This is a genomic window from Microbispora sp. NBRC 16548, from assembly GCF_030268985.1.
Taxonomy (GTDB): domain Bacteria; phylum Actinomycetota; class Actinomycetes; order Streptosporangiales; family Streptosporangiaceae; genus Microbispora; species Microbispora catharanthi.
Genome location: NZ_BSSF01000003.1, coordinates 162,868 through 180,514, shown reverse-complemented (window position 1 = coordinate 180,514; position 17,647 = coordinate 162,868). Strand labels below are relative to the sequence as shown.

Below are 17,647 nucleotides of genomic sequence, written 5' to 3'. Positions count from 1 at the left end.
TGACCGGAACCGGCGCCGCCGGGGACGGACACCGCACCCGGCGTTCGGGCACTCCCTAGCGCGGCAGGCGCAGACCTGCGATGAGCAGTCCGGCCAGCCGGCGTGCGTCGTAGTGGGGATCGTGCTCGGCGCCGATGCAGAGGTTCCCCACGCCGCGCATGAGTTCGATGGCCGGGATGTCGGAGCGGATCTCGCCGGCGGCGGCCGCGGCGTCGAGCAGCCGGGTGCACACGGGCACGAGACGGTCGAGGAAGTAGGCGTGCAGGGCGTCGAAGCCCGCGTCGTCCGACCGCAGCACGGCGGCGAGCCCGTGCTTGGTGACCAGGAAGTCGACGAAGAGGCCGATCCATCGCTCCAGCGCGGCGTAAGGGGTCGCGCTGGTCTCCAGCAGGGCAGGTCCGGCCTCGGCACAGGCCTCGACCTGATGCCGGTAGACGGCGATGATGAGATCCGCTCGCGTCGGGAAGTGGCGGTAGATCGTCGCTGTCCCGACACCGGCCTTGGCCGCGATGTCGCGTACGGGCGCGTCCACGCCTGAGGCGACGAAGACCGCGGCGGCCGCGTCGAGCAGGGTCTTCTCGTTGCGCCGTGCGTCCGCCCGTTTGGGCCGGGCCGCCCGCCCCGCGCCCCGGTCGCTGTCGTTCATCGCGCGGCTCCCTCCGTTGCCGGGCTTGCTAAGCGGGACATGGTTCCGTATCGTCAAAACGGAACACGGTCCCGGTTGCTCATCATGCCAGATCAGCGGGCCGGTGACCAAGCCATGCGACGCCACCACGCATCCCTCATTTCCCTCCCGGTTGAACGCCGGTGGCGCACCCCACTCCGGCGCTGCCGGTGTCGAAAGGACCACGACCCCAATGCCGCACTCCCTCCGCCCCAGTTTCGGGATCATGACCGCCCCGCAACAGGTCACCTACCACGACGTCCTGCGGGTCTGGCGCGAGGCGGACTCGATCCCGGAGATCGAGCACGCGTGGCTGTTCGATCACCTCATGCCGATCGGCGGAGACCCGGACGGGCCGGCCTACGAAGGCTGGACGCTGCTCGCGGCCCTCGCCGCGCAGACCCGGCGACTGCGACTCGGTGTGCTGGTGACCAGCAACCGGTTCCGGCCGCCCGCGATGCTCGCCAAGATCGCCGCGACCGTCGACGACATCTGCGGCGGACGCCTCGACTTCGGCATCGGCGTCGGCTCACGGCCCGGCCACCCTCTGGCCCGGCGTGAGTACGAGGCACACGGCCTGCCCTTCCACGACGCCGCGCACGCCGTGGGAAGCCTCGCCGAAGCCTGCACGGTGATCCGGCGGTTGTGGACCGAAACCGAACCGTTCGACTTCCACGGCACCCACGTCCGGCTCACGGGAGCGTTCTGCAACCCCAAACCCGTCCAGCGCCCCCATCCGCCGATCCTCATCGGCGGACGCTCGTCCCCGACGCTGCGCGTGGTCGCCGAGCATGCCGACCTGTGGAACATCCCCGGCGGCGATATCGACGACGTCGTCCGCCGCAGCGCATTGCTGGACCGCTACTGCGCCGAGATCGGCCGCGACCCCGCCTCCATCACCCGCTCGATCCACCTGCCCGTCTCCTACGACCGGCCCGGCCCCACCCGGGACGCGATCGGCGAGGCGATCGACGCCGGCTTCCGGCACATCGTCCTCGGACTGCCGTCGCCCTACCCCGCCGGCGTCGCCCGGTGGGTCACCGACGAACTCATCACCTCACGAAACAACTGAGAGGAAGACCAACCCATGAACCACGCAGGTGTGGCGACCACGGATGTGACCATCGGCGCACCCACTCCGGTCATCTCGGTGAAGCCGGTGGTGCTGCGGGCCCCCGGCCGTGGCGAGGATCTGCGCGTACGCGTGTCCGCGCCGGCGACCGGAAACGAACTGCCGGTCATCGTCTTCTCGCACGGCTTCGGGGAGTCGATGGACGGCTACGGCCCGCTGGTCGACTTCTGGACCGCCCACGGCTTCGCGGTGATCCAGCCCACCCATCTCGACTCGAGGACGCTGAACCTTCCTCCCGACGACCCCCGTACGCCGCTGATCTGGCGTTTCCGAGTCGAGGACCTGAAGCGCGTCCTCGACGGGCTGGAGTTCGTCGAAGCCGCCGTTCCCGGCCTCGGCGGGCGTCTCGACCGAAGCTGCGTCGCCGTGGCCGGACACTCCTGGGGCGCCCAGACGGCGAGCATGCTCCTGGGCGCGCGGGTCCTCGATTCCGCGGGCGAGCCGGGAGAGGACATGTCCGACCCGCGGATCAAGGCGGGTGTGCTGCTCGCGCTCCCCGGCACGGGGGGAGCGGACCTGACTCCGTTCGCCGCCGAGCACTTCCCGTTCATGAACCCGGGCTTCGCGGAGATGACCACACCGGCTCTTGTGGTCGCGGGAGACCGCGACCAGTCCCTGCTGTCGGTCCGGGGGCCTGACTGGTTCACCGACGCGTACTTCTTGAGCCCCGGCGGCAAGAGCCTGCTCACTCTTTTCGGGGCGGAACACTCGCTCGGCGGGATCTCCGGATACAACGTCACGGAGACGACGGATGAGAACCCCGAGCGGGTCGCCCTCGTGCGGCGGCTCACGTGGGCCTACCTTCGCACCGCGCTCGGCCTCGGGGATTCCACCTGGCCGGCGGCGCGTGCCGCTCTGGCGCAGGCCGGCGATCCGCTGGGCCGGATCGAATCCAGATGAATCCCTGACGAGCGCACTGCGCGCCCCTTCACTGCCTCGTCACCGGCGTGGGGGCGCGCGGTCGCTCACCGGCCGAAGTGACGTACCGGGGGCGCGGTCAGTAGGGGGACGCCGAGTTGCTCGCAGCCCAGCGCTGCTCGGCGTCGGAGCCTGCCGGGGGCGGCGCGATCCCGTTGATCATCCAGAGGTCGTCGCTGGTCTCGTCGATGTGGAACTCCCAGTGCAGCGCTGCGTGCCCTTCGAGGTGGGGCTGCAGCATGCCCCTGATCCACCGGGCGGTGCGGCGCCGGCTCTCCCGATCGGGGTTGCTGCGGGCGATGTGGTCGATGGCGATGCGGACCCCGGCCGGGGTGGGCTCCCCACCGACGTAGAAATCCTCGGGCCGGGTCTGGTGGAACAGCGTGACCACGTAGAACCGCGGCAGCCCGACCTGTTCGTAATGGTCGGCGATGCGGGAGGCGAGCTGGTGCTTCTCCTCGTCGGTGAAGATTCCGGGCGTGTGATGAATGGTCCACAGTGGCATGGCGGTTCGGTACTCCTTCAGTGCTGAGATGCGATCTCAACGGGCGGCCGAGAAGGTCAGGCTCTCCACAGGGCCGGACAGCGCCGCCTTGGCGGCGACTGTGACGTCGTCGGCGAGCACCTCCGTGGCCCCGAACTCCAGGCCGTCGACGATCCGCGCGGCCACGTCGGCCGGCGTCGCCTTCGGCAGCTCGACGGCGGAGACCATCTCGGTGTCGATGAACCCTGCGTGCACACCGACGACCTGGGTGTTCTGGCGCGCCAGTTCGAGCCGGAGCGAGTTCGTGAGGGACCACGCCGCCGCCTTGGACGCCCCGTAGGCGCCGCTGCCGGCCAGCCAGGACAGCACGGAGTGCATGTTGACCAATGCGCCCCCGCCGTTCGCGGCCAGGATCGGTGCGAACGCCCGCGCCATCCGCAGCGGCCCGAAAACGTTGACGTCGAACGTCACGGTGGCGCGCTCGAAGTCACCCGTCAGCAGCGGGGCCGGCAGCAGGATCCCGGCGTTGTTGAACACGATCTCGGCGTCGGTGGCGACCTCCGCGAGGGCGGCGACCGACTCCGCCGAGCGGACCTCCAGCTCGGCGGCGACCACCCCCGGACGGTCGTCGACGTACGCCGAGCGCGCGGTCGAGTACACCTTTTGCGCCCCGCGCGCCAGAACCTCGTCGACCAGCGCCGCGCCGAGTCCACGCCGGCCCCCGGTCACCACAACCACCCTGCCCGCCACTGCGACCATGACGTCTCCCCCTGAGTAACGACCTCGTTAGCGAGATTGCATCACACCATGCCTGGCTAACGCAAGCGTTAGCTACAATGGCGGGGTGGCGATGAAGTTCGAGGAACGGCTGTCCGACCGGGATGCGTGGTCGATCGGCGACGGATGCTCGGCGGGGCGGGTGCTGGACCTGCTCAGCACCAAGACGGTGTTCCTGGTGGTCCGCGAATGCTTCTATGGCACAACGAGGTTCGACGACTTCGTGACGCGGATTGGGGCCTCGGCGCCTGCGGTGTCACGGGCACTCAAACAGCTGAAGGCCGCGGGTATCGTCGCGCCCGTCGTCTATCGGGAGCCGGGGAGCCGGGCCCGCGACGAATACCGGCTGACCCAGGCCGGCGAGGACCTGCTGCCGGTGTTCCTGTCGCTGATGCAGTGGGGCGACAAGCACCTGCAGGACGGCCGCCCGCCCCTGTCGTTCGTCGAGGCCGGCACCGGCCGTCCGATACAGGTCCGCGTCATCGCCGAGCCGGCGCCGGAGACGGTGTGCGACGACATCGAGATCCGGCTGAACCCCGCCTGGCAGCGCGGCTAGCGGCGCACCCTGAACCTCAGGTGCAGCACTCCGTCGCCCTGGATGACCACGTGGGGGCCCTCCAGCAGATGCTGCCCGTCGATGCCGCCGAAGTAGCGTTTGCCCGACCCGAACACCACCGGCACCACGTCCATCGCCACCTCGTCCACGAGGCCGGCCGCGAGGATCTGGCTGCCCACTTCGCCGGCGTTCACGCTGACGATCCGCTCCCCGGCGAGCTCCTGGGCCTTGTCGATCGCAGCCGTCACGTCGTCGACGAAATGGTACGACGCCTCGGGGTGCCAGCCTTCGGGCTTGGGCCGGTGGGACACCACGATCACGTGGTCACCCGCGGGCGGCCGACCCTCCCAGCCGTTCACCAGGTCGAACAGGTTGCGGCCCATCACGATCGCGCCGATCGCCTCCCATATCGGCCGGACGTACTCCGCCGATGCACGGGAGAGCTTGAAGCCGCTTCCGGTTCCGGAATGGTCGTACTGCTGGTCGCCGCCTTCGGTGATCGGGGTATCCCCCTTGAAGTACCAATCGTGGAGTGGCCCGACGTCGTCGTTCTCGTCGGCGATGAACCCGTCCACCGACACCGCGTTGTGCATGATCACTGTGCCCACCGGTTCTCCTCGGGTCGCCTTGCGCGTTCACCCCGATCTTGGCGGCCCTGGGGGCGACCAGGCTTGTAAAAAATCAATCGGCGGGCATAGGACCGCTGTCCGGCGGGAACCCCGGCTCGACGGGGAATCTGCGCCGCAGGGCCAGGTATTCCGTCGGGGTGTGGCCGGTGAAGTCCTTGAACTCCCTGGTGAAGTGGGCCTGGTCGAAGTAGCCCGCCGTTTGCGCGAGCGCCGACCAGTCGACCGGACGCAGGGCGTCCACGGAGAGGATCAGCCGCGCGAAGCGGTAGATCCGCGCCACCCGCTTCGGGGTGACCCCGACATGAGACTTGAACTGCGTGGCCAGGTGATTGCCACTCACCCCGGCCGCATCGGCCAGCACACCGACAGGGACGGCGCCATGTGAGGTCTCCAGACGCCCGCTTGTGTGCCGGACCAGGTCGAGACCGCGCGACGGTGCCTCGGCGAATCGCGATCGCAGTTCCTCCTCCACTACCCGCAGCGTCTCGCCGGCCGAGGCGATGTCGCCGAGCTGGTTGCGAATCCGGTCCACCGATCGTCGCCAGACGGCGTCGACCGGCACCCATCGGTCCCGCAGCTCTATCGCCGGCACGTCGACGAACGGTGACATCCCCCACGGCTTGAAGTGCACCCCGACGAGCCGCACCCGTGTGGGGTACTCGAAGAGGAAACGCCGGGTCCATACACCCATGAACCAGCCATCGGTGAACACTTCCGGCGGCACCGAAGGGTCGGAGTCCCACAGGCGGGCGGGTCCGCCCAGGTTGATGAACAGGTGTGCCGACGGCATCGGGGGGACGTTCATCCGGCGGTGTCGCGGCACCCCGGTCAGGCAGTAGATGTCGTCGATGAACCGGTCGAGCGGCGGCGCGGGCACCCGGCCGACGTATTCCATGGACTCAGTGTGGCCGACGAGATTCGATCTCGCGCGAAAAGCCGCACCAGCGCGCCATGCCCGCCGCCGGCCTGCTCCTCGGCGCGGCTGCGCCGCACCGGCAGTCGCCGTCGCTCGCATATTGCCTTGGCTAAGTTAGCATGTTAAGTTATACGCATGGAACGGAACCTCAGCCTCAACCTGCACGTGCTCACCGCCCGGCTGGACCGGGCCGCCGACCGGATCCTCCGGGCCGAGCACGGCATCTCCTACAACCGGTTCCTGGCGCTGACCCTGGTGGCAGAACTGGGAGCCTCGACGCAGCGGACCCTCGCCGAATATCTCGGCGTGACCGAGCCGTCGGTGAGCCGCATGACCGGCGTCCTGGCCGCCGACGGGCTTCTCGACGTCCAGCCCGACCCCGCCGGAGGCAACCGCCGGCGGCTGAGCCTCACCGACGCGGGAAAGCGGCGGGTCACCTCGATCCGGCAGGAATTCGAAGACCGGCTCGCCGCGGTCGTCGCCGAAAGCGGCGTGCCCTACGCCGAGTACGCCGAGCACACCGCGCGGCTGCTGGCCACCTTCGACCGGCTGGAGCGGGAGGCGGGCAAGTGAGCAGGAACATCGACACCCCGCCCTTACGCCAGGGCACGGCCGTCTCGGCCGACGGCACCGTGATCGGCTACCAGACGCTGGGCACAGGCCCCGACCTCATCGTCATCGGCGGCAACCTTCGCACCTCGGACGACTACCTGCCGCCGGCCGCCACGCTGGCCCGCTCCTTCACCGTGCACGTCGTCGACCGGCGCGGACGCGGCGCCAGCGGCCCCCAGGGACCCGAATATTCCCTGGCCAAGGAAGTGGAGGACCTACGCGCCGTCCAGGCCGCGACCGGGGCGCGCCTGGCCTTCGGGCACAGCTACGGCGGACTGGTCGTCCTGGAGACCGCACGCTCCTTCCCGCTGTTCGACCGCATCGCCGTCTACGAGCCCGGAGTGCCCTGCTCCCCCGTCCCCACCGCCTGGATGGCCCCCTTCCGCGAACGGCTGGCCGCCGGCGACCACTACGGCGCTTTCATCCACTTCATCCAAGGCTCCGGCGGCGCACCGGACTTCATGACCAAACTGCCGCACTGGTACCTGCGCATGGTCTTCCGCATCGCCTTCCGCGGACCGGCCTGGCAGCGGATGCGGCCCCTTCTGGGAGCCTGCCTGGCCGAGCACGAGCAGCTCGCCGCCCAGTACGGCCGCCTCGCCGAGTTCAAAGACGTCACCGCCCCCGTGCTGCTCCTCGTCGGCGGCCGCTCCAAGCCCGAGCACCGAGCGGAGTTCGCCATGGTCGGCGACACCCTTCCCGACGCCACTCTCGAAACCATCGACGGCCTCGGCCACCTGTCGCCGACGGAACCCAAAGCGGGCCCGGTCGTGGCCGAACGGGCCCTGCCGTTCCTCCTGGGACGATGAGGCGGACGCCGGGGCGCCGGATCACGCCCGGAATCAAGGAGCCGTTCGGTGCACGTCCACGTCGCGGTCGGGTGCCCGGCCGTCGGCTGGCGGCACCGTGCCCCGGCCGGCCACCATCGCGACGACCGTCTGACCGACCGCAGCGACACACAGCAGAATGATCGGTGCCTGCCAGCCGGAACCGATGGTGTGCAGCAGCCCGAAAATCACCGGTCCTGCGGCGGCCAGCAGGTAACCGATCGACTGTGCCATCGCTGACAATGCGCCCGCCACGGTCGCGTCCTGGGCGCGCAGGCCGAGGAAGGCCAATGCGAGCACCAGGCAGGCTCCGCCGCCCAGCCCGAGGACGACGCTCCACAGCAACGCCCAGCCCGGCACCACCAGAAGTCCGAGGTAGCCGGCGAGCAGGACCACCGAGCTCGCCGTCGCCACCACCCGTTGGTCGCGTGCCCACCGCAGCGCGGCGGGCACCGCCAGGCTGGTCGACACCGCGACCGCCTGGAACACGAACAGCAGCCATCCCGCCGCCGCCGCGCTTACCCCGCTGTCCTGGAATACCTGAGGCAACCACGTGACGACGACATAGAAGCCCAGCGACTGCAATCCCATGAACGCCGTGACCGCCCACGCCAGCGCCGATCCCCACGGCAACCGGTGTCTGCGAATCGCCTCCGAGGCCGGCCGCGTCGGCCGCGAAGTGCGCAACTGCGGCAGCCACAACACGACAGCCGCCAGCGCGAGCACGATCCAGCAACCCAGCGCGGTGTGCCAACCGCCAGGGGCGACCTGGCTCATCGGTACCGCCACCCCGGAAGCCACCGCGGCGACAGCTCCCATCACCGTGGCGTATGCGCTGGTCAGCAGGCCCACCCTGGTAGGGAAATCGCGCTTGATCAGGCTCGGCAGCAGCACGTTGCCCACAGCGACCGCCGCCCCGATCAGCAGGGTTCCCGCCAACAGCCCGATCGCCGTCGGCGCCCACCGCATGGCGATCCCGAGGGTCAGCACAACGAGCGCACCCCAGAGGAGCCGCTCGGGTCCCCACCGCGCCGCCAGTCGCGGAACCATCGGCGATATCACCGCGAACGCCAGCAAGGGCAGCGTGCTCAGCAGCCCGGCCACGGCCGAATCCAGCTCCAGATCGGCCTGCACGCGATCCAGCAACGGCCCGACACCGGTCAAGCTCGGCCGTAGGTTCGCCGCCACCACCAGCAATCCCCACACCAGCAGCGCTCGACCGGAACGCCCTGTCGACCGCTTCGGGAGCAGCGAGAGCAGGATGAAACGCTCCTTCGACATGTGTCGACCCCTCAGGCATAATATGGAATGCGGAATCCGGATTCCGAACCGAAGTCTAGGCAGAGGATCGTTTGGTATGTCAACTCCGCAGGCCCGCCGCAAGACGCGTGCCGACGCCGAACGCAATCGAGATCGCGTCCTGGAGGCGGCTCGCGCGTTGTTCGCCGAGTCCGGCTACGACGTGCAGATGTCGGAGGTCGCACGGGCGGCGGGCGTCGGCATCGGGACCCTCTACCGCAAGTTCCCGACCAGGGAAGCCCTGATCGAGGCCATCGCCGAGCACCGGGCCGCCGACATCATCGCCGCCGCACGCCGGCTCACCGACGCCGACGATCCGGCTCAAGGCCTGGCCCGTTTCCTGCACCACGTGGGCGAGGTGCTGTCGGACGATCGCGGCATGTCGGAGGTCATCGAGAAGGCCATGGGCTCGAGCGAACCGCGGGAAGAGACCCGCGAGGCGCTGCTCGCCATCGCCGCGGAGCTGATCGACCGGGCGCAGGCGCGCGGCACGGTCGGGCATGAGGTGACGACCGGAGACGTCAACATGATCATCTGCGGCCTGGCGGCGGTCATCCGCAACGCCGCGGGCGATTGGCGGCGGTACATCGAGGTCGCGCTCGACGGTCTCCGTCCCCGCTGACCGGGCGCTCTCCCGTCCGGACAAGCCGTCCTCGGCCATGTGGGTCAGCGCCGAGCGCAGCCGTGCGTGGTCGCCGTTGCCGCACGTCAAAATCATGTCCGTGCTGCGGACGCCGATTGCCTAGGGTTCTGCCGTGAGAGATCTCCGCCTGTTGCCCAAGGCTCACCTGCACACCCACCTGGAAAGCACCGTCCGTCCCGCTACGATCCGCGAGCTGGGAGGCAAGCCGCCGGTCCAGGACCGGCCGTTCACCGATTTCAGGGAGTTCGCCGACCAACGAGCCAAAGTGCGGGCGCTGCTGCGCGACTACGAGCACTTCCGTCGCATCGCCGAGGAGTTCTGCCAGGACGAGGCCGCCCAGGGGGTTCGCTACGCGGAGGTCACCTTCACCGCGGCGGCTCACGGCGAGCGTCTCGGCGATCCGGACATGCCGCTGGAGGCCGTGCTGGGGGGACTCGCCGCCGGCGCTGAGCGGTACGGCATCCAGACTCGGGTGATCCTCGACCACTCCCGCCGCCGTCCCGTCGAGCGGCTGTGGCACAGCCTCAAGCTGGCCACCCGGCACCCCCAGGTGATCGCCATCGGTCTCGCGGGAGACGAGGCCTACCCGGCGGCGCCGTTCGCCGAGGTGTTCCGGCCCGCCCGCGAGGCGGGGCTGCACCTGGTGCATCACGCCGGGGAGACGGCGGGCCCGGCCAGCGTCCGGGAGGCCTTGACGGTGGGGCAGGCGGAGCGGATCGGCCATGGCATCCGGGTGCTGGAGGATCCGGACCTGGTGACCGAACTGCGGAGACGCCGAGTGCCGCTGGAGGTCTGCCCCTCCTCGAACGTCCTGCTCGGGCTGGTCCCGTCACTGGCGGAGCACCCGCTGCCGCGCCTGATCGAGGCCGGTCTGACGGTCACCGTGAACACTGACGGGGAGACGTCGCTGGCGGCGGAGTACCAGCGCGCCAGAGAGATCTTCGGATGCAGCGATGCGGAACTGGCGAACCTGGCCCGTGCCTCGGTCGAGGGCAGCTTCGCACCTGCCGAGGTGAAAGCGCAGATCAGCGTCGAGATCGACCGCTGGCTGAGCGGATGAGAGCCTGCTTCCCGGCACCGCCGTTCCCGGGACGAAGCGCGGCCTGGGCCGACTCCCGGGCCGTGTGGGCGGCGGGGCGCTAGCCTGGTGCGGATCACGGAAAGGGGACGACCGGAATGGTGCTGGAGGGGACGGCCCGCGCACTGCTGCGCAGGCTGGCGGCCGAGCAGGCGGAGGCACGGGTGCCGTCGCTGGTGGCGGCGATCGTGCGGGGCGGCGAGATCGCCTGGTTCGGGGCGCGTGGCCGGGTCGACGGGGAGCCGCCCACCCTGGACACCCAGTACCGCATCGGGTCCATCACCAAGACCTTCGTCGCGACCGTCGTCATGCGGCTGCGCGACGAGGGCCTGCTCGACCTGCTCGACCCCTTGGACAAGCACGTGCCCGGCACGCCGCTGGGCGACGTCACGGTCGCCCAGCTGCTGTCGCACAGCAGCGGGCTGACCGCCGAGTCGCCCGGCCCGTGGTGGGAGCGCACCCCGGGCGTGCCGGTGGGCGACCTGGTCGCGGCGCTCGGCCCCGAGTCCGCCCGGCACCGGCCCGGCCGCCGCTTCCACTACTCCAACGTCGGGTTCGCCCTGCTCGGCGAGCTGGTCGCGCGCAAGCGGTCGGCGCCATGGGACGAGGTCGTACGCGAGGAGGTCCTGGAGCCGCTCGGCATGCGCGACACCACCCCGCGCCCGCGCGCCCCGCACGCCACCGGATACGCCGTACACCCCTGGGCCGACGCGCTGCTGCCGGAGCCGGAGAACGACCACGGCGCGATGGCCCCCGCCGGGCAGATGTGGTCCACGGCCGCCGACCTGGCCCGCTGGGCGGCCTTCGTCGGCGGCGACACCGGCGAGGTGCTGCGGCCGGCCACGGTCGCGGAAATGCGCGAGCCGGCCGTCGTGGAGGACGGCGACGTGTGGGTTCGCGGCTTCGGGCTCGGCCTCCAGCTGGCCCGGCACATCGGGCCCGGGGGCCCGCGGCGGCTGGCCGGCCACGGCGGGTCGATGCCCGGCTTCCTCGCCACCGTGTGGGCCGACCCCGCCGACGGCGTGGCCGTGCTGTGGATGGCCAACACCACCTCGGGCGTGCGCAACCTCGACACCGCCCTGCTGGACATCCTGGCCGAGCACGAGCCGCCGCTGCCGGCCGAGTGGTCGCCCTCCCCCGTGGACGAGGACCTGCTGGCGCTGACCGGGCCGTGGTACTGGGGGCCGACGGCGTACGTGCTCCGGGTCCTGCCGCAGCGGGGCCTTTCGCTGACCCCGGTGAACGGGCAGGGCCGCGCCTCCCGGTTCGCCGCCCGGACCGACGGCACCTGGGTCGGGCTCGACGGCTACTACGCCGGGGAGACCCTGCGGGTGGTCCGCTCCCCCGGCGGGGTGACCCACCTCGACCTCAACACGTTCGTCTTCACGCGTGAGCCGTACGACCCGGCGGCCCCGGTGCCGGGCGGCGTCGATCCGGCCGGCTGGAGATGACCCGTCAGGTGGTGGCCAGCGCGACCGTCGGCGACAGGCGGGCCGCGCGCATCGCCGGATAGAGGCCGGCGAGGGTGCCGATGACGAGCGTGGCGCCGACGGCGCCCGCGAACGCCCAGGCCGGGACCACCGGCGGCCAGTCACGCGACAGCGCGTAGCCGGCGGTGGCCAGGCCGCCCAGCGCCGCGCCCACGATCCCGCCGAGCGCCGACAGCAGCAGCGACTCGGCGAGGAACTGCAGGCGCACCTGCCCGCGGGTGGCGCCCAGCGAGCGCCGCAGGCCGATCTCCTTGCGCCGCTCCAGCACCGAGATCACCATCGTGTTGGCCACGCCGACCCCGCCGACCAGCAGCGCGACCGCGCCGAGGCCGAGCAGCAGGTTGGTGAACGCGCTCGCGGCCGCCGCCCGGGCCGCCAGCGCGTCGGAGGGCCTGCTGACCGTGACCTCCTCCGGGTTCTCCGGGTTGACCGTGCGCGGCAGCACGGCCCGCACAGCCTCCACCGACTCCTCCGCGGACCGCTCGTAGACGGTCGTCGGGTGGCCGTCGAAGCCCAGGTACTTCTCGGCGGCCGGGAACCCGACGAGCGCCGAGCGCTCGATCTCCGGGGCGAGCGGCATCGGGCCGAGGACCCCGACGACGGTGAACCACCGTTCGCCCATCCAGACCTGTACGCCGGTTCTGGAGATGCCGAGCCGTTCGGCGGCCTTGGCGCCCAGCACGACGGTGGGACGCGCCTCGGTGGCGGCGTTCAGCCAGGCGCCCTTGACCACCCGGCCCTCCAGGGTGGTGAGCAGGTCGGCGGTCGCGGCCTGGACGGCGATGCCGCCGGTCACGGCCTTGGGGATGCGGTCGGTGCGCCGGATCGTGGTGTCGACCGTGCCGGTGGCCGAGGCCGTGCGGACCGGCCCGATGCGCCGGACCATGCCGAGCGCCTCAACGGGCAGCTTGGCCTCCTCGCCGAACACCGTCTGCCCCGGCGCGACGGTGAGCAGGTTGGTGCCGAGCCGGTCGAGCTGGCGCAGCAACTGCTCGCGGGAGGAGGAGGAGATGCCCAGCACCGCGATCATGGTGGCGATGCCGATGGCGATGCCGAGCGCGGACAGGACCACCCGCGCGGGGCGGGTGCGCAGCCCGGCCGCGCCGGTCCGCAGGACGTCGGACGGCCCGAGCCTGGCGGGGGTCAGCCGCTGACTGGTCATCGTGGTGCTCCCTTCGCCGCCCCCGCGGTTTCGGCATTCGGCTCCGTTTCAGGGGTGCGCTTGGGGTTGGGCCCGGGTGGGCGGCGTCCGGTGCCCGCCCCGGTGTCGGCGACGACGTTGCCGTCGCGTACGCGCACCTGCCGGGGGCACCATTCGGCGATCTCGGGGTCGTGGGTGATGACCGCGATCGTGGTGCCGGCGGCGTGCAGGTCGCGCAGGACCCCCAGCACCTCGGCGCCCGCCGCGGAGTCCAGGTTGCCGGTCGGCTCGTCGGCCAGCAGCAGCGGCGGGTCGCCCGCTACGGCGCGGGCCACCGCCACCCGCTGCTGCTCGCCGCCGGACAGCTGGTTGGGGCGGTGGCCCAGCCGGTGGCCGAGGCCCACCCGCTCCAGCGCGGCGGCGGCGCGCTCCCGCCGCGCCCGCAGCGGCGTGCCGGTGTAAAGCAGACCGTCGGCGACGTTGTCCAGCGCGCTCACTCCGGGCGCGAGGTGGAACTGCTGGAAGACGAAGCCCAGGTGGCGGGCGCGCAGCGCGGACAGCTCGCGGTCGGAAAGCCCGGCCACGTCGTGCCCCGCGATCCGTACGGTGCCCGTGGTGGGCCGGTCCAGGGTCCCGATCAGGTGCAGCAGGGTCGACTTTCCGGAGCCGGACGGCCCGGCGATGGCGACCAGTTCGCCGCGTCCGACCAGCAGGTCCACGCCGCGCAGGGCCCGCACGCCGCCGCCGTACACCTTGGTCACCTCGCGTAGCTCCACCACGTAGGGCTGCTCGGGCTGCTGGATGCTCATGTGGCGGGCACCCCGACCTTCGTGCCCTCGGCGAGCCCGGCGCCGGTGATCTCGACCATGCCGCTGCCGAAGGCGCCGAGCTCGACCGGGACCACGCGGGTGGACGCGCCCTCGACCACCTCGACGCCGAAGCCGCCCTCGCGCAGGGCCAGCAGCGCCTCCACGGGCACGGCCAGCACGTTCTCGCGCCGCTCGCTGACCAGCTCCACCTCGACCGGGGCCTTGTCGAGGCGGGTCTTCGGGGTCGTGCCCAAGGTGATGTCGACGTCGATGGTGCTGCCCTCGTCCTGGCCCTGCCCGGAGGAGACGGCCTCGGCCACCGTGCCGACCGCGGTGATCTTCCCGGTGACCCGCTCGCCGCCGGGCAGTTCCACGGTGACCTTGGCGCCCTTCCTGGCCAGCGACTGGTCGTCGGTGGACAGGTCGACGTGCACCAGCCGCCGTACGCCCGACACGGTGAGGGCCGGACGTCCGGGCGTGGTCCTGTCGCCGACCTCGACCTTGGCGTCGGTCACCCGGGCGGCGGCGGGCAGGAAGACCACCTGGGAGGCGTCCACCTGCCCGGTCTCGGGCAGCCCGGCGTCGTCCTGCCACTCCTTGACGGCCACGTAGGTGGCGTAGCTGAAGTGGTCGTCCACGGTCAGGTCGTCGCCGTAGCCGAGGACCTTGAGGTTGCGTTCGAGCTGCTCGACGTCCGGGCCGTCGTCGACGCCCTGTCGCAGTGGGCGGTACAGCGGCAGCGATCCGTACATGAGGACCACCGGCCTGCGGTCGACCCTGAGCAGCGGGCGGCCGCGCCGGACGACCGCGCCCTCGGCGGGCGCCCAGGTCACGGTGCCGGAGGCGTCGGTGCTCACCTGCCGCTCGCCGGAGTAGGTCAGCGACCCCTCCACGGTCTTGGTGTCGACGAGGTCCTGACGGGTGATCGACGCGGTGGCGGGCACCGGGGGCGGGGACGGCTCGGCCGCGCCTGCGCCGTCGCCGCCCGCCATGGCGACGGCCGTTCCCGCGGCGGCCAGGGCGAGGACGCCGGCGCCCGCGATCACCAGGCCCTTCCTCACGGCTTCCTCCCCGGCGCGTACTCCTCGCAGTCCTTCTGCGCCTTTTCCATCGCCTTCTCCTGGCCCGGCTTGAGCTTGATCTGGATCCCCTGTCCGGGGGCCGGGTCGGCGATGTCGATGCCGTGCTCGCGCATGCACTGGGCGAACTTGACCATCCGGTCGCGCGCCTCGGGGTCGTCGCCGCCGAGCTTGTCGCCGACCGCGTCCTTCATGAAGTGCTGGCAGGCCTGCATGGCCTTCTGCATCGCGGCCTCGTCGCCCTTCTTGCCCATGATTCGGACGCGGCCGTCGGGACCGGGGTCGGGCACGTCCACGCCGTGCTCGCGCATGCACTGGGCGAACTTGAGCTGGGCCTCCTGGCGGTCCACCGTGGCCGACGCCGACGGCCTGGCCGTCGCGCCGTCCGCGGTGCCCGGCCTGGCGCCGCCCGCGCTGGCGATCCCGTCGTCCGCGGGAGCCGCGCCGCACCCGGCCAGTGCCAGTGCCAGCCCGAGTGCCGGGCCCAGGGCGCGCAGCGGTCGTAAGCGCATGAGTCGTTCCTCCTCTGTCGCTCCTTCTCATCCAGGGCGTTCACCCGGGACGGAGCCCAACTTCAGCGGAGGCGGTGCTAAACGCGGATAAGCGAGATCCGCTTATGCACGGCTAACACCGCGTACGCCACTCTCGGAGCCGAGCGGGAGGTTGGGATGCGGGTGCTCGTGGTCGAGGACGAGGAACAGCTGGCCGACGCCCTCGCCCGAGGGCTGCGGCTGCACGCGATCGCGGTGGACGTGGCCTACGACGGTCAGGAGGCGCTTGAGCTGGCCGCCTACGTCGACTACGACGTGGTCGTGCTCGACCGCGACCTGCCCGAGGTGCACGGCGACGAGGTGTGCCGGGAACTGGTCACGGCCAGCGGGACCGGCCGCATCCTCATGCTGACGGCGGCCGGGCGGGTGCGGGACCGGGTCGGGGGTCTGTCCCTGGGCGCCGACGACTACCTGGTCAAGCCGTTCGCGTTCGCCGAGCTGGTGGCCCGGATCCGGGCGCTGGCCCGGCGCTCGCCCCGGGTGGTGCCGCCCGTGCTGGAGCGAGCCGGGATCCGGCTCGACCCCGCCCGCCGTACGGTGGTGCGCGACGGGCGGGAGGTGGCGCTGGGCCGCAAGGAGTTCGACGTGCTGCGCGAGCTCATGTGTGCCGGCGGAGGGCTGGTGACCTCGGCCCGGCTGCGCGCGAACGTGTGGGACGAGCACGCCGACGCCGGCACGGGCGTGCTGCGCGTCACGATCACCTCGCTGCGCCGCAAGCTGGGCGAGCCCGCGGTGATCGAGAACGTGCCGGGCCGGGGGTACCGGCTGTGACCCGCGTCCTGTCCCCGTGGAGCAGGCTCGGCCTGCGCATGCGGCTCACCCTGCTGTACGGCGGGCTGTTCTTCCTGGCGGGGTCGGTGCTGCTGTGGTTCACCCACCTGCTGACCGCGCGGGCGCTCAACCAGCGGTTCGTGGTGGCGGTGGCGTCGAAGGTGACCGGTGCCCCCCAAACCGTGTTCGGGGACAGGCTGCCCGACAGCGACATGCTCGCGCAGCGGGTGCGCACCAACGTCGAGCAGGGGGCGGCCGACGTGCTCACCGACGTGCTCAGGTCGTCGGTGATCGTCATGGTCCTGGTGGGGGTCGTCGCGGTGGTGCTGGGCTACCTGGTGGCCGACCGCGCGCTGCGCCCGCTGGACCGGGTGACCGAGACCGCGCAGCGGCTGTCGGAGAGCACGCTGCACGAGCGGATCGGGCTGCGCGGGCCGCAGGACGAGGTCAAGCGGCTCGCCGACACCTTCGACGCGATGCTCGACCGGCTGCACGGGGTGTTCGACGCCCAGCGCCGGTTCATCGCCAACGCCTCCCACGAGCTGCGCACCCCGCTGGCGGTCAACCGTACGGTCCTGGAGGTGTCGCTGGAGGAGCCGGCGGCGTCGGAGGACCTCAAGGCGCTGGCCCGCACGCTGCTCGGCACCAATGCGAGGTACGAGCGGCTGATCGAGGGCCTTCTCATGCTGGCGCAGTCGGAGCAGGAGCTGGCGGCCCGCAAGCCGGTCGACCTGCGGCAGGTCGTCCGTACGGCGATGGAGCAGATCGACCTGCAGCCGCGCCGCAGGAAGGTGGTCGTCCACGAGGACCTGTGCCCGGCGGTCGCGCACGGCGACCCGCTGTTCCTCGAACGCTGCCTGGTCAACCTGCTGGAGAACGCGATCAAGTACAACGTGCGGGACGGGGAGGTCTGGGTCCGGTTGCGGGAGGAGGAGGCCGGGGTGAGCGTGACGGTGGAGAACACCGGGCCCCTGGTCCCGCCGTACGAGGTGGACGACCTGTTCGAGCCGTTCCGCCGGCTCGGCGGCGACCGCGTCCGCTCCGCCCGGGGGGCGGGGCTGGGCCTGTCCATCGTCCGGGCCATCGCCGTGGCGCACGGCGGCGAGGTGGAGGCGCTCGCCCGGCCGGAGGGCGGCCTGACGGTGACCGTACGCCTGCCCGGGTGAGCCCGGATTTTCCTGACGCCGGTGATCGCGGCGCGCCCGCTACCCGTCCGCGCCAGGTTCGCTGCCTACTGTCCAGTAAAATCTGAGTTGTTCTAACTTGACCGG

At 71.5% G+C, this 17,647-nt stretch carries 20 protein-coding genes; 10 read left to right on the top strand and 10 right to left on the bottom strand.

All coding sequences use genetic code 11. The features are described from left to right. Positions 1-55: 55 nt before the first annotated feature. On the bottom strand, positions 56-646 hold the full coding sequence (locus tag QSK36_RS08680) for a TetR/AcrR family transcriptional regulator (RefSeq protein ID WP_182900959.1): 591 nt from the start codon (positions 644-646) through the stop codon (positions 56-58). Positions 647-890: 244 nt separating this feature from the next. Between QSK36_RS08680 and QSK36_RS08675 the strand changes: the two genes are divergently transcribed. Both QSK36_RS08675 and QSK36_RS08670 read left to right on the top strand, forming a co-directional pair. Next, positions 891-1,736: an LLM class flavin-dependent oxidoreductase gene (locus tag QSK36_RS08675; RefSeq protein ID WP_285781974.1), complete on the top strand. Its 846-nt coding sequence runs from the start codon at positions 891-893 to the stop codon at positions 1,734-1,736. Between the two features lie 15 nt (positions 1,737-1,751). Continuing rightward, the gene (locus tag QSK36_RS08670) at positions 1,752-2,696 is read left to right on the top strand and encodes an alpha/beta hydrolase family protein (protein WP_285781973.1); all 945 of its coding nucleotides are present in this window, start codon (positions 1,752-1,754) and stop codon (positions 2,694-2,696) included. Between the two features lie 97 nt (positions 2,697-2,793). On the opposite strand, the gene QSK36_RS08665 is transcribed toward QSK36_RS08670, so the two are convergent. Both QSK36_RS08665 and QSK36_RS08660 read right to left on the bottom strand, forming a co-directional pair. Beyond that, positions 2,794-3,219 (bottom strand): tautomerase family protein, encoded by a 426-nt coding sequence (locus QSK36_RS08665; protein WP_285781972.1) that lies wholly within the window; start codon positions 3,217-3,219, stop codon positions 2,794-2,796. A 36-nt stretch (positions 3,220-3,255) separates the two neighbouring features. After that, positions 3,256-3,957 (bottom strand): SDR family oxidoreductase, encoded by a 702-nt coding sequence (locus QSK36_RS08660; RefSeq protein ID WP_285781971.1) that lies wholly within the window; start codon positions 3,955-3,957, stop codon positions 3,256-3,258. 91 nt (positions 3,958-4,048) lie between these two features. Here QSK36_RS08660 and QSK36_RS08655 point away from each other — a divergent pair, with 91 nt between their 5' ends. Next, positions 4,049-4,531, top strand: coding sequence for a winged helix-turn-helix transcriptional regulator (locus tag QSK36_RS08655; RefSeq protein ID WP_285782301.1), 483 nt, complete (start codon positions 4,049-4,051; stop codon positions 4,529-4,531). Here QSK36_RS08655 and QSK36_RS08650 read toward each other — a convergent pair. Further along, a complete protein-coding gene (locus tag QSK36_RS08650) occupies positions 4,528-5,139 on the bottom strand; it encodes a dihydrofolate reductase family protein (protein ID WP_285781970.1) in 612 nt (203 codons plus the stop codon). The two genes, QSK36_RS08655 and QSK36_RS08650, sit on opposite strands and share 4 nt — an antisense overlap. Before the next feature lie 73 nt (positions 5,140-5,212). Continuing rightward, positions 5,213-6,055 carry an AraC family transcriptional regulator gene (locus QSK36_RS08645; RefSeq protein WP_285781969.1) on the bottom strand — a complete coding sequence of 281 codons (843 nt, stop codon included), beginning with the start codon at positions 6,053-6,055 and terminating at the stop codon, positions 5,213-5,215. A 156-nt stretch (positions 6,056-6,211) separates the two neighbouring features. On the opposite strand from QSK36_RS08645, the gene QSK36_RS08640 reads away from it, so the two are divergent. Continuing rightward, the gene (locus QSK36_RS08640; protein ID WP_285781968.1) at positions 6,212-6,649 is read left to right on the top strand and encodes a MarR family winged helix-turn-helix transcriptional regulator; all 438 of its coding nucleotides are present in this window, start codon (positions 6,212-6,214) and stop codon (positions 6,647-6,649) included. Next, positions 6,646-7,497 carry an alpha/beta fold hydrolase gene (locus QSK36_RS08635; protein ID WP_183532280.1) on the top strand — a complete coding sequence of 284 codons (852 nt, stop codon included), beginning with the start codon at positions 6,646-6,648 and terminating at the stop codon, positions 7,495-7,497. Before QSK36_RS08640 ends, QSK36_RS08635 begins: the two co-directional genes overlap by 4 nt. A gap of 33 nt (positions 7,498-7,530) precedes the next feature. On the opposite strand, the gene QSK36_RS08630 is transcribed toward QSK36_RS08635, so the two are convergent. Beyond that, positions 7,531-8,796 (bottom strand): CynX/NimT family MFS transporter, encoded by a 1,266-nt coding sequence (locus QSK36_RS08630; RefSeq protein ID WP_285781967.1) that lies wholly within the window; start codon positions 8,794-8,796, stop codon positions 7,531-7,533. A 76-nt stretch (positions 8,797-8,872) separates the two neighbouring features. Between QSK36_RS08630 and QSK36_RS08625 the strand changes: the two genes are divergently transcribed. The 3 genes from QSK36_RS08625 (at position 8,873) to QSK36_RS08615 (ending at position 11,986) form a co-directional block, all read left to right on the top strand. Continuing rightward, a complete protein-coding gene (locus QSK36_RS08625; RefSeq protein ID WP_285781966.1) occupies positions 8,873-9,436 on the top strand; it encodes a TetR/AcrR family transcriptional regulator in 564 nt (187 codons plus the stop codon). 133 nt (positions 9,437-9,569) lie between these two features. Then, on the top strand, positions 9,570-10,517 hold the full coding sequence (gene add / locus QSK36_RS08620; RefSeq protein ID WP_285781965.1) for an adenosine deaminase: 948 nt from the start codon (positions 9,570-9,572) through the stop codon (positions 10,515-10,517). Between the two features lie 116 nt (positions 10,518-10,633). Next, positions 10,634-11,986: a serine hydrolase domain-containing protein gene (locus QSK36_RS08615; protein ID WP_183532283.1), complete on the top strand. Its 1,353-nt coding sequence runs from the start codon at positions 10,634-10,636 to the stop codon at positions 11,984-11,986. A gap of 4 nt (positions 11,987-11,990) precedes the next feature. Here QSK36_RS08615 and QSK36_RS08610 read toward each other — a convergent pair whose 3' ends face one another. From QSK36_RS08610 to QSK36_RS08595, 4 genes are read right to left on the bottom strand one after another with little or no spacing between them, the layout of a single operon-like run. After that, positions 11,991-13,187 (bottom strand): ABC transporter permease, encoded by a 1,197-nt coding sequence (locus tag QSK36_RS08610; RefSeq protein ID WP_285781964.1) that lies wholly within the window; start codon positions 13,185-13,187, stop codon positions 11,991-11,993. Continuing rightward, positions 13,184-13,975 carry an ABC transporter ATP-binding protein gene (locus QSK36_RS08605; protein ID WP_285781963.1) on the bottom strand — a complete coding sequence of 264 codons (792 nt, stop codon included), beginning with the start codon at positions 13,973-13,975 and terminating at the stop codon, positions 13,184-13,186. Before QSK36_RS08605 ends, QSK36_RS08610 begins: the two co-directional genes overlap by 4 nt. Continuing rightward, complete coding sequence (locus QSK36_RS08600) at positions 13,972-15,036, bottom strand: efflux RND transporter periplasmic adaptor subunit (RefSeq protein ID WP_285781962.1); 1,065 nt, start codon at positions 15,034-15,036, stop codon at positions 13,972-13,974. Before QSK36_RS08600 ends, QSK36_RS08605 begins: the two co-directional genes overlap by 4 nt. Continuing rightward, a complete protein-coding gene (locus QSK36_RS08595) occupies positions 15,033-15,566 on the bottom strand; it encodes a hypothetical protein (protein WP_285781961.1) in 534 nt (177 codons plus the stop codon). The genes QSK36_RS08600 and QSK36_RS08595 overlap by 4 nt, the downstream gene beginning before the upstream one ends. Positions 15,567-15,722: 156 nt before the next feature. On the opposite strand from QSK36_RS08595, the gene QSK36_RS08590 reads away from it, so the two are divergent. Then, positions 15,723-16,376 (top strand): response regulator transcription factor, encoded by a 654-nt coding sequence (locus tag QSK36_RS08590; RefSeq protein WP_183532289.1) that lies wholly within the window; start codon positions 15,723-15,725, stop codon positions 16,374-16,376. Further along, entirely contained in the window at positions 16,373-17,542 is a 1,170-nt protein-coding gene (locus QSK36_RS08585) for a sensor histidine kinase (RefSeq protein ID WP_285781960.1), read from the top strand. The genes QSK36_RS08590 and QSK36_RS08585 overlap by 4 nt, the downstream gene beginning before the upstream one ends. Positions 17,543-17,647: the final 105 nt, after the last annotated feature.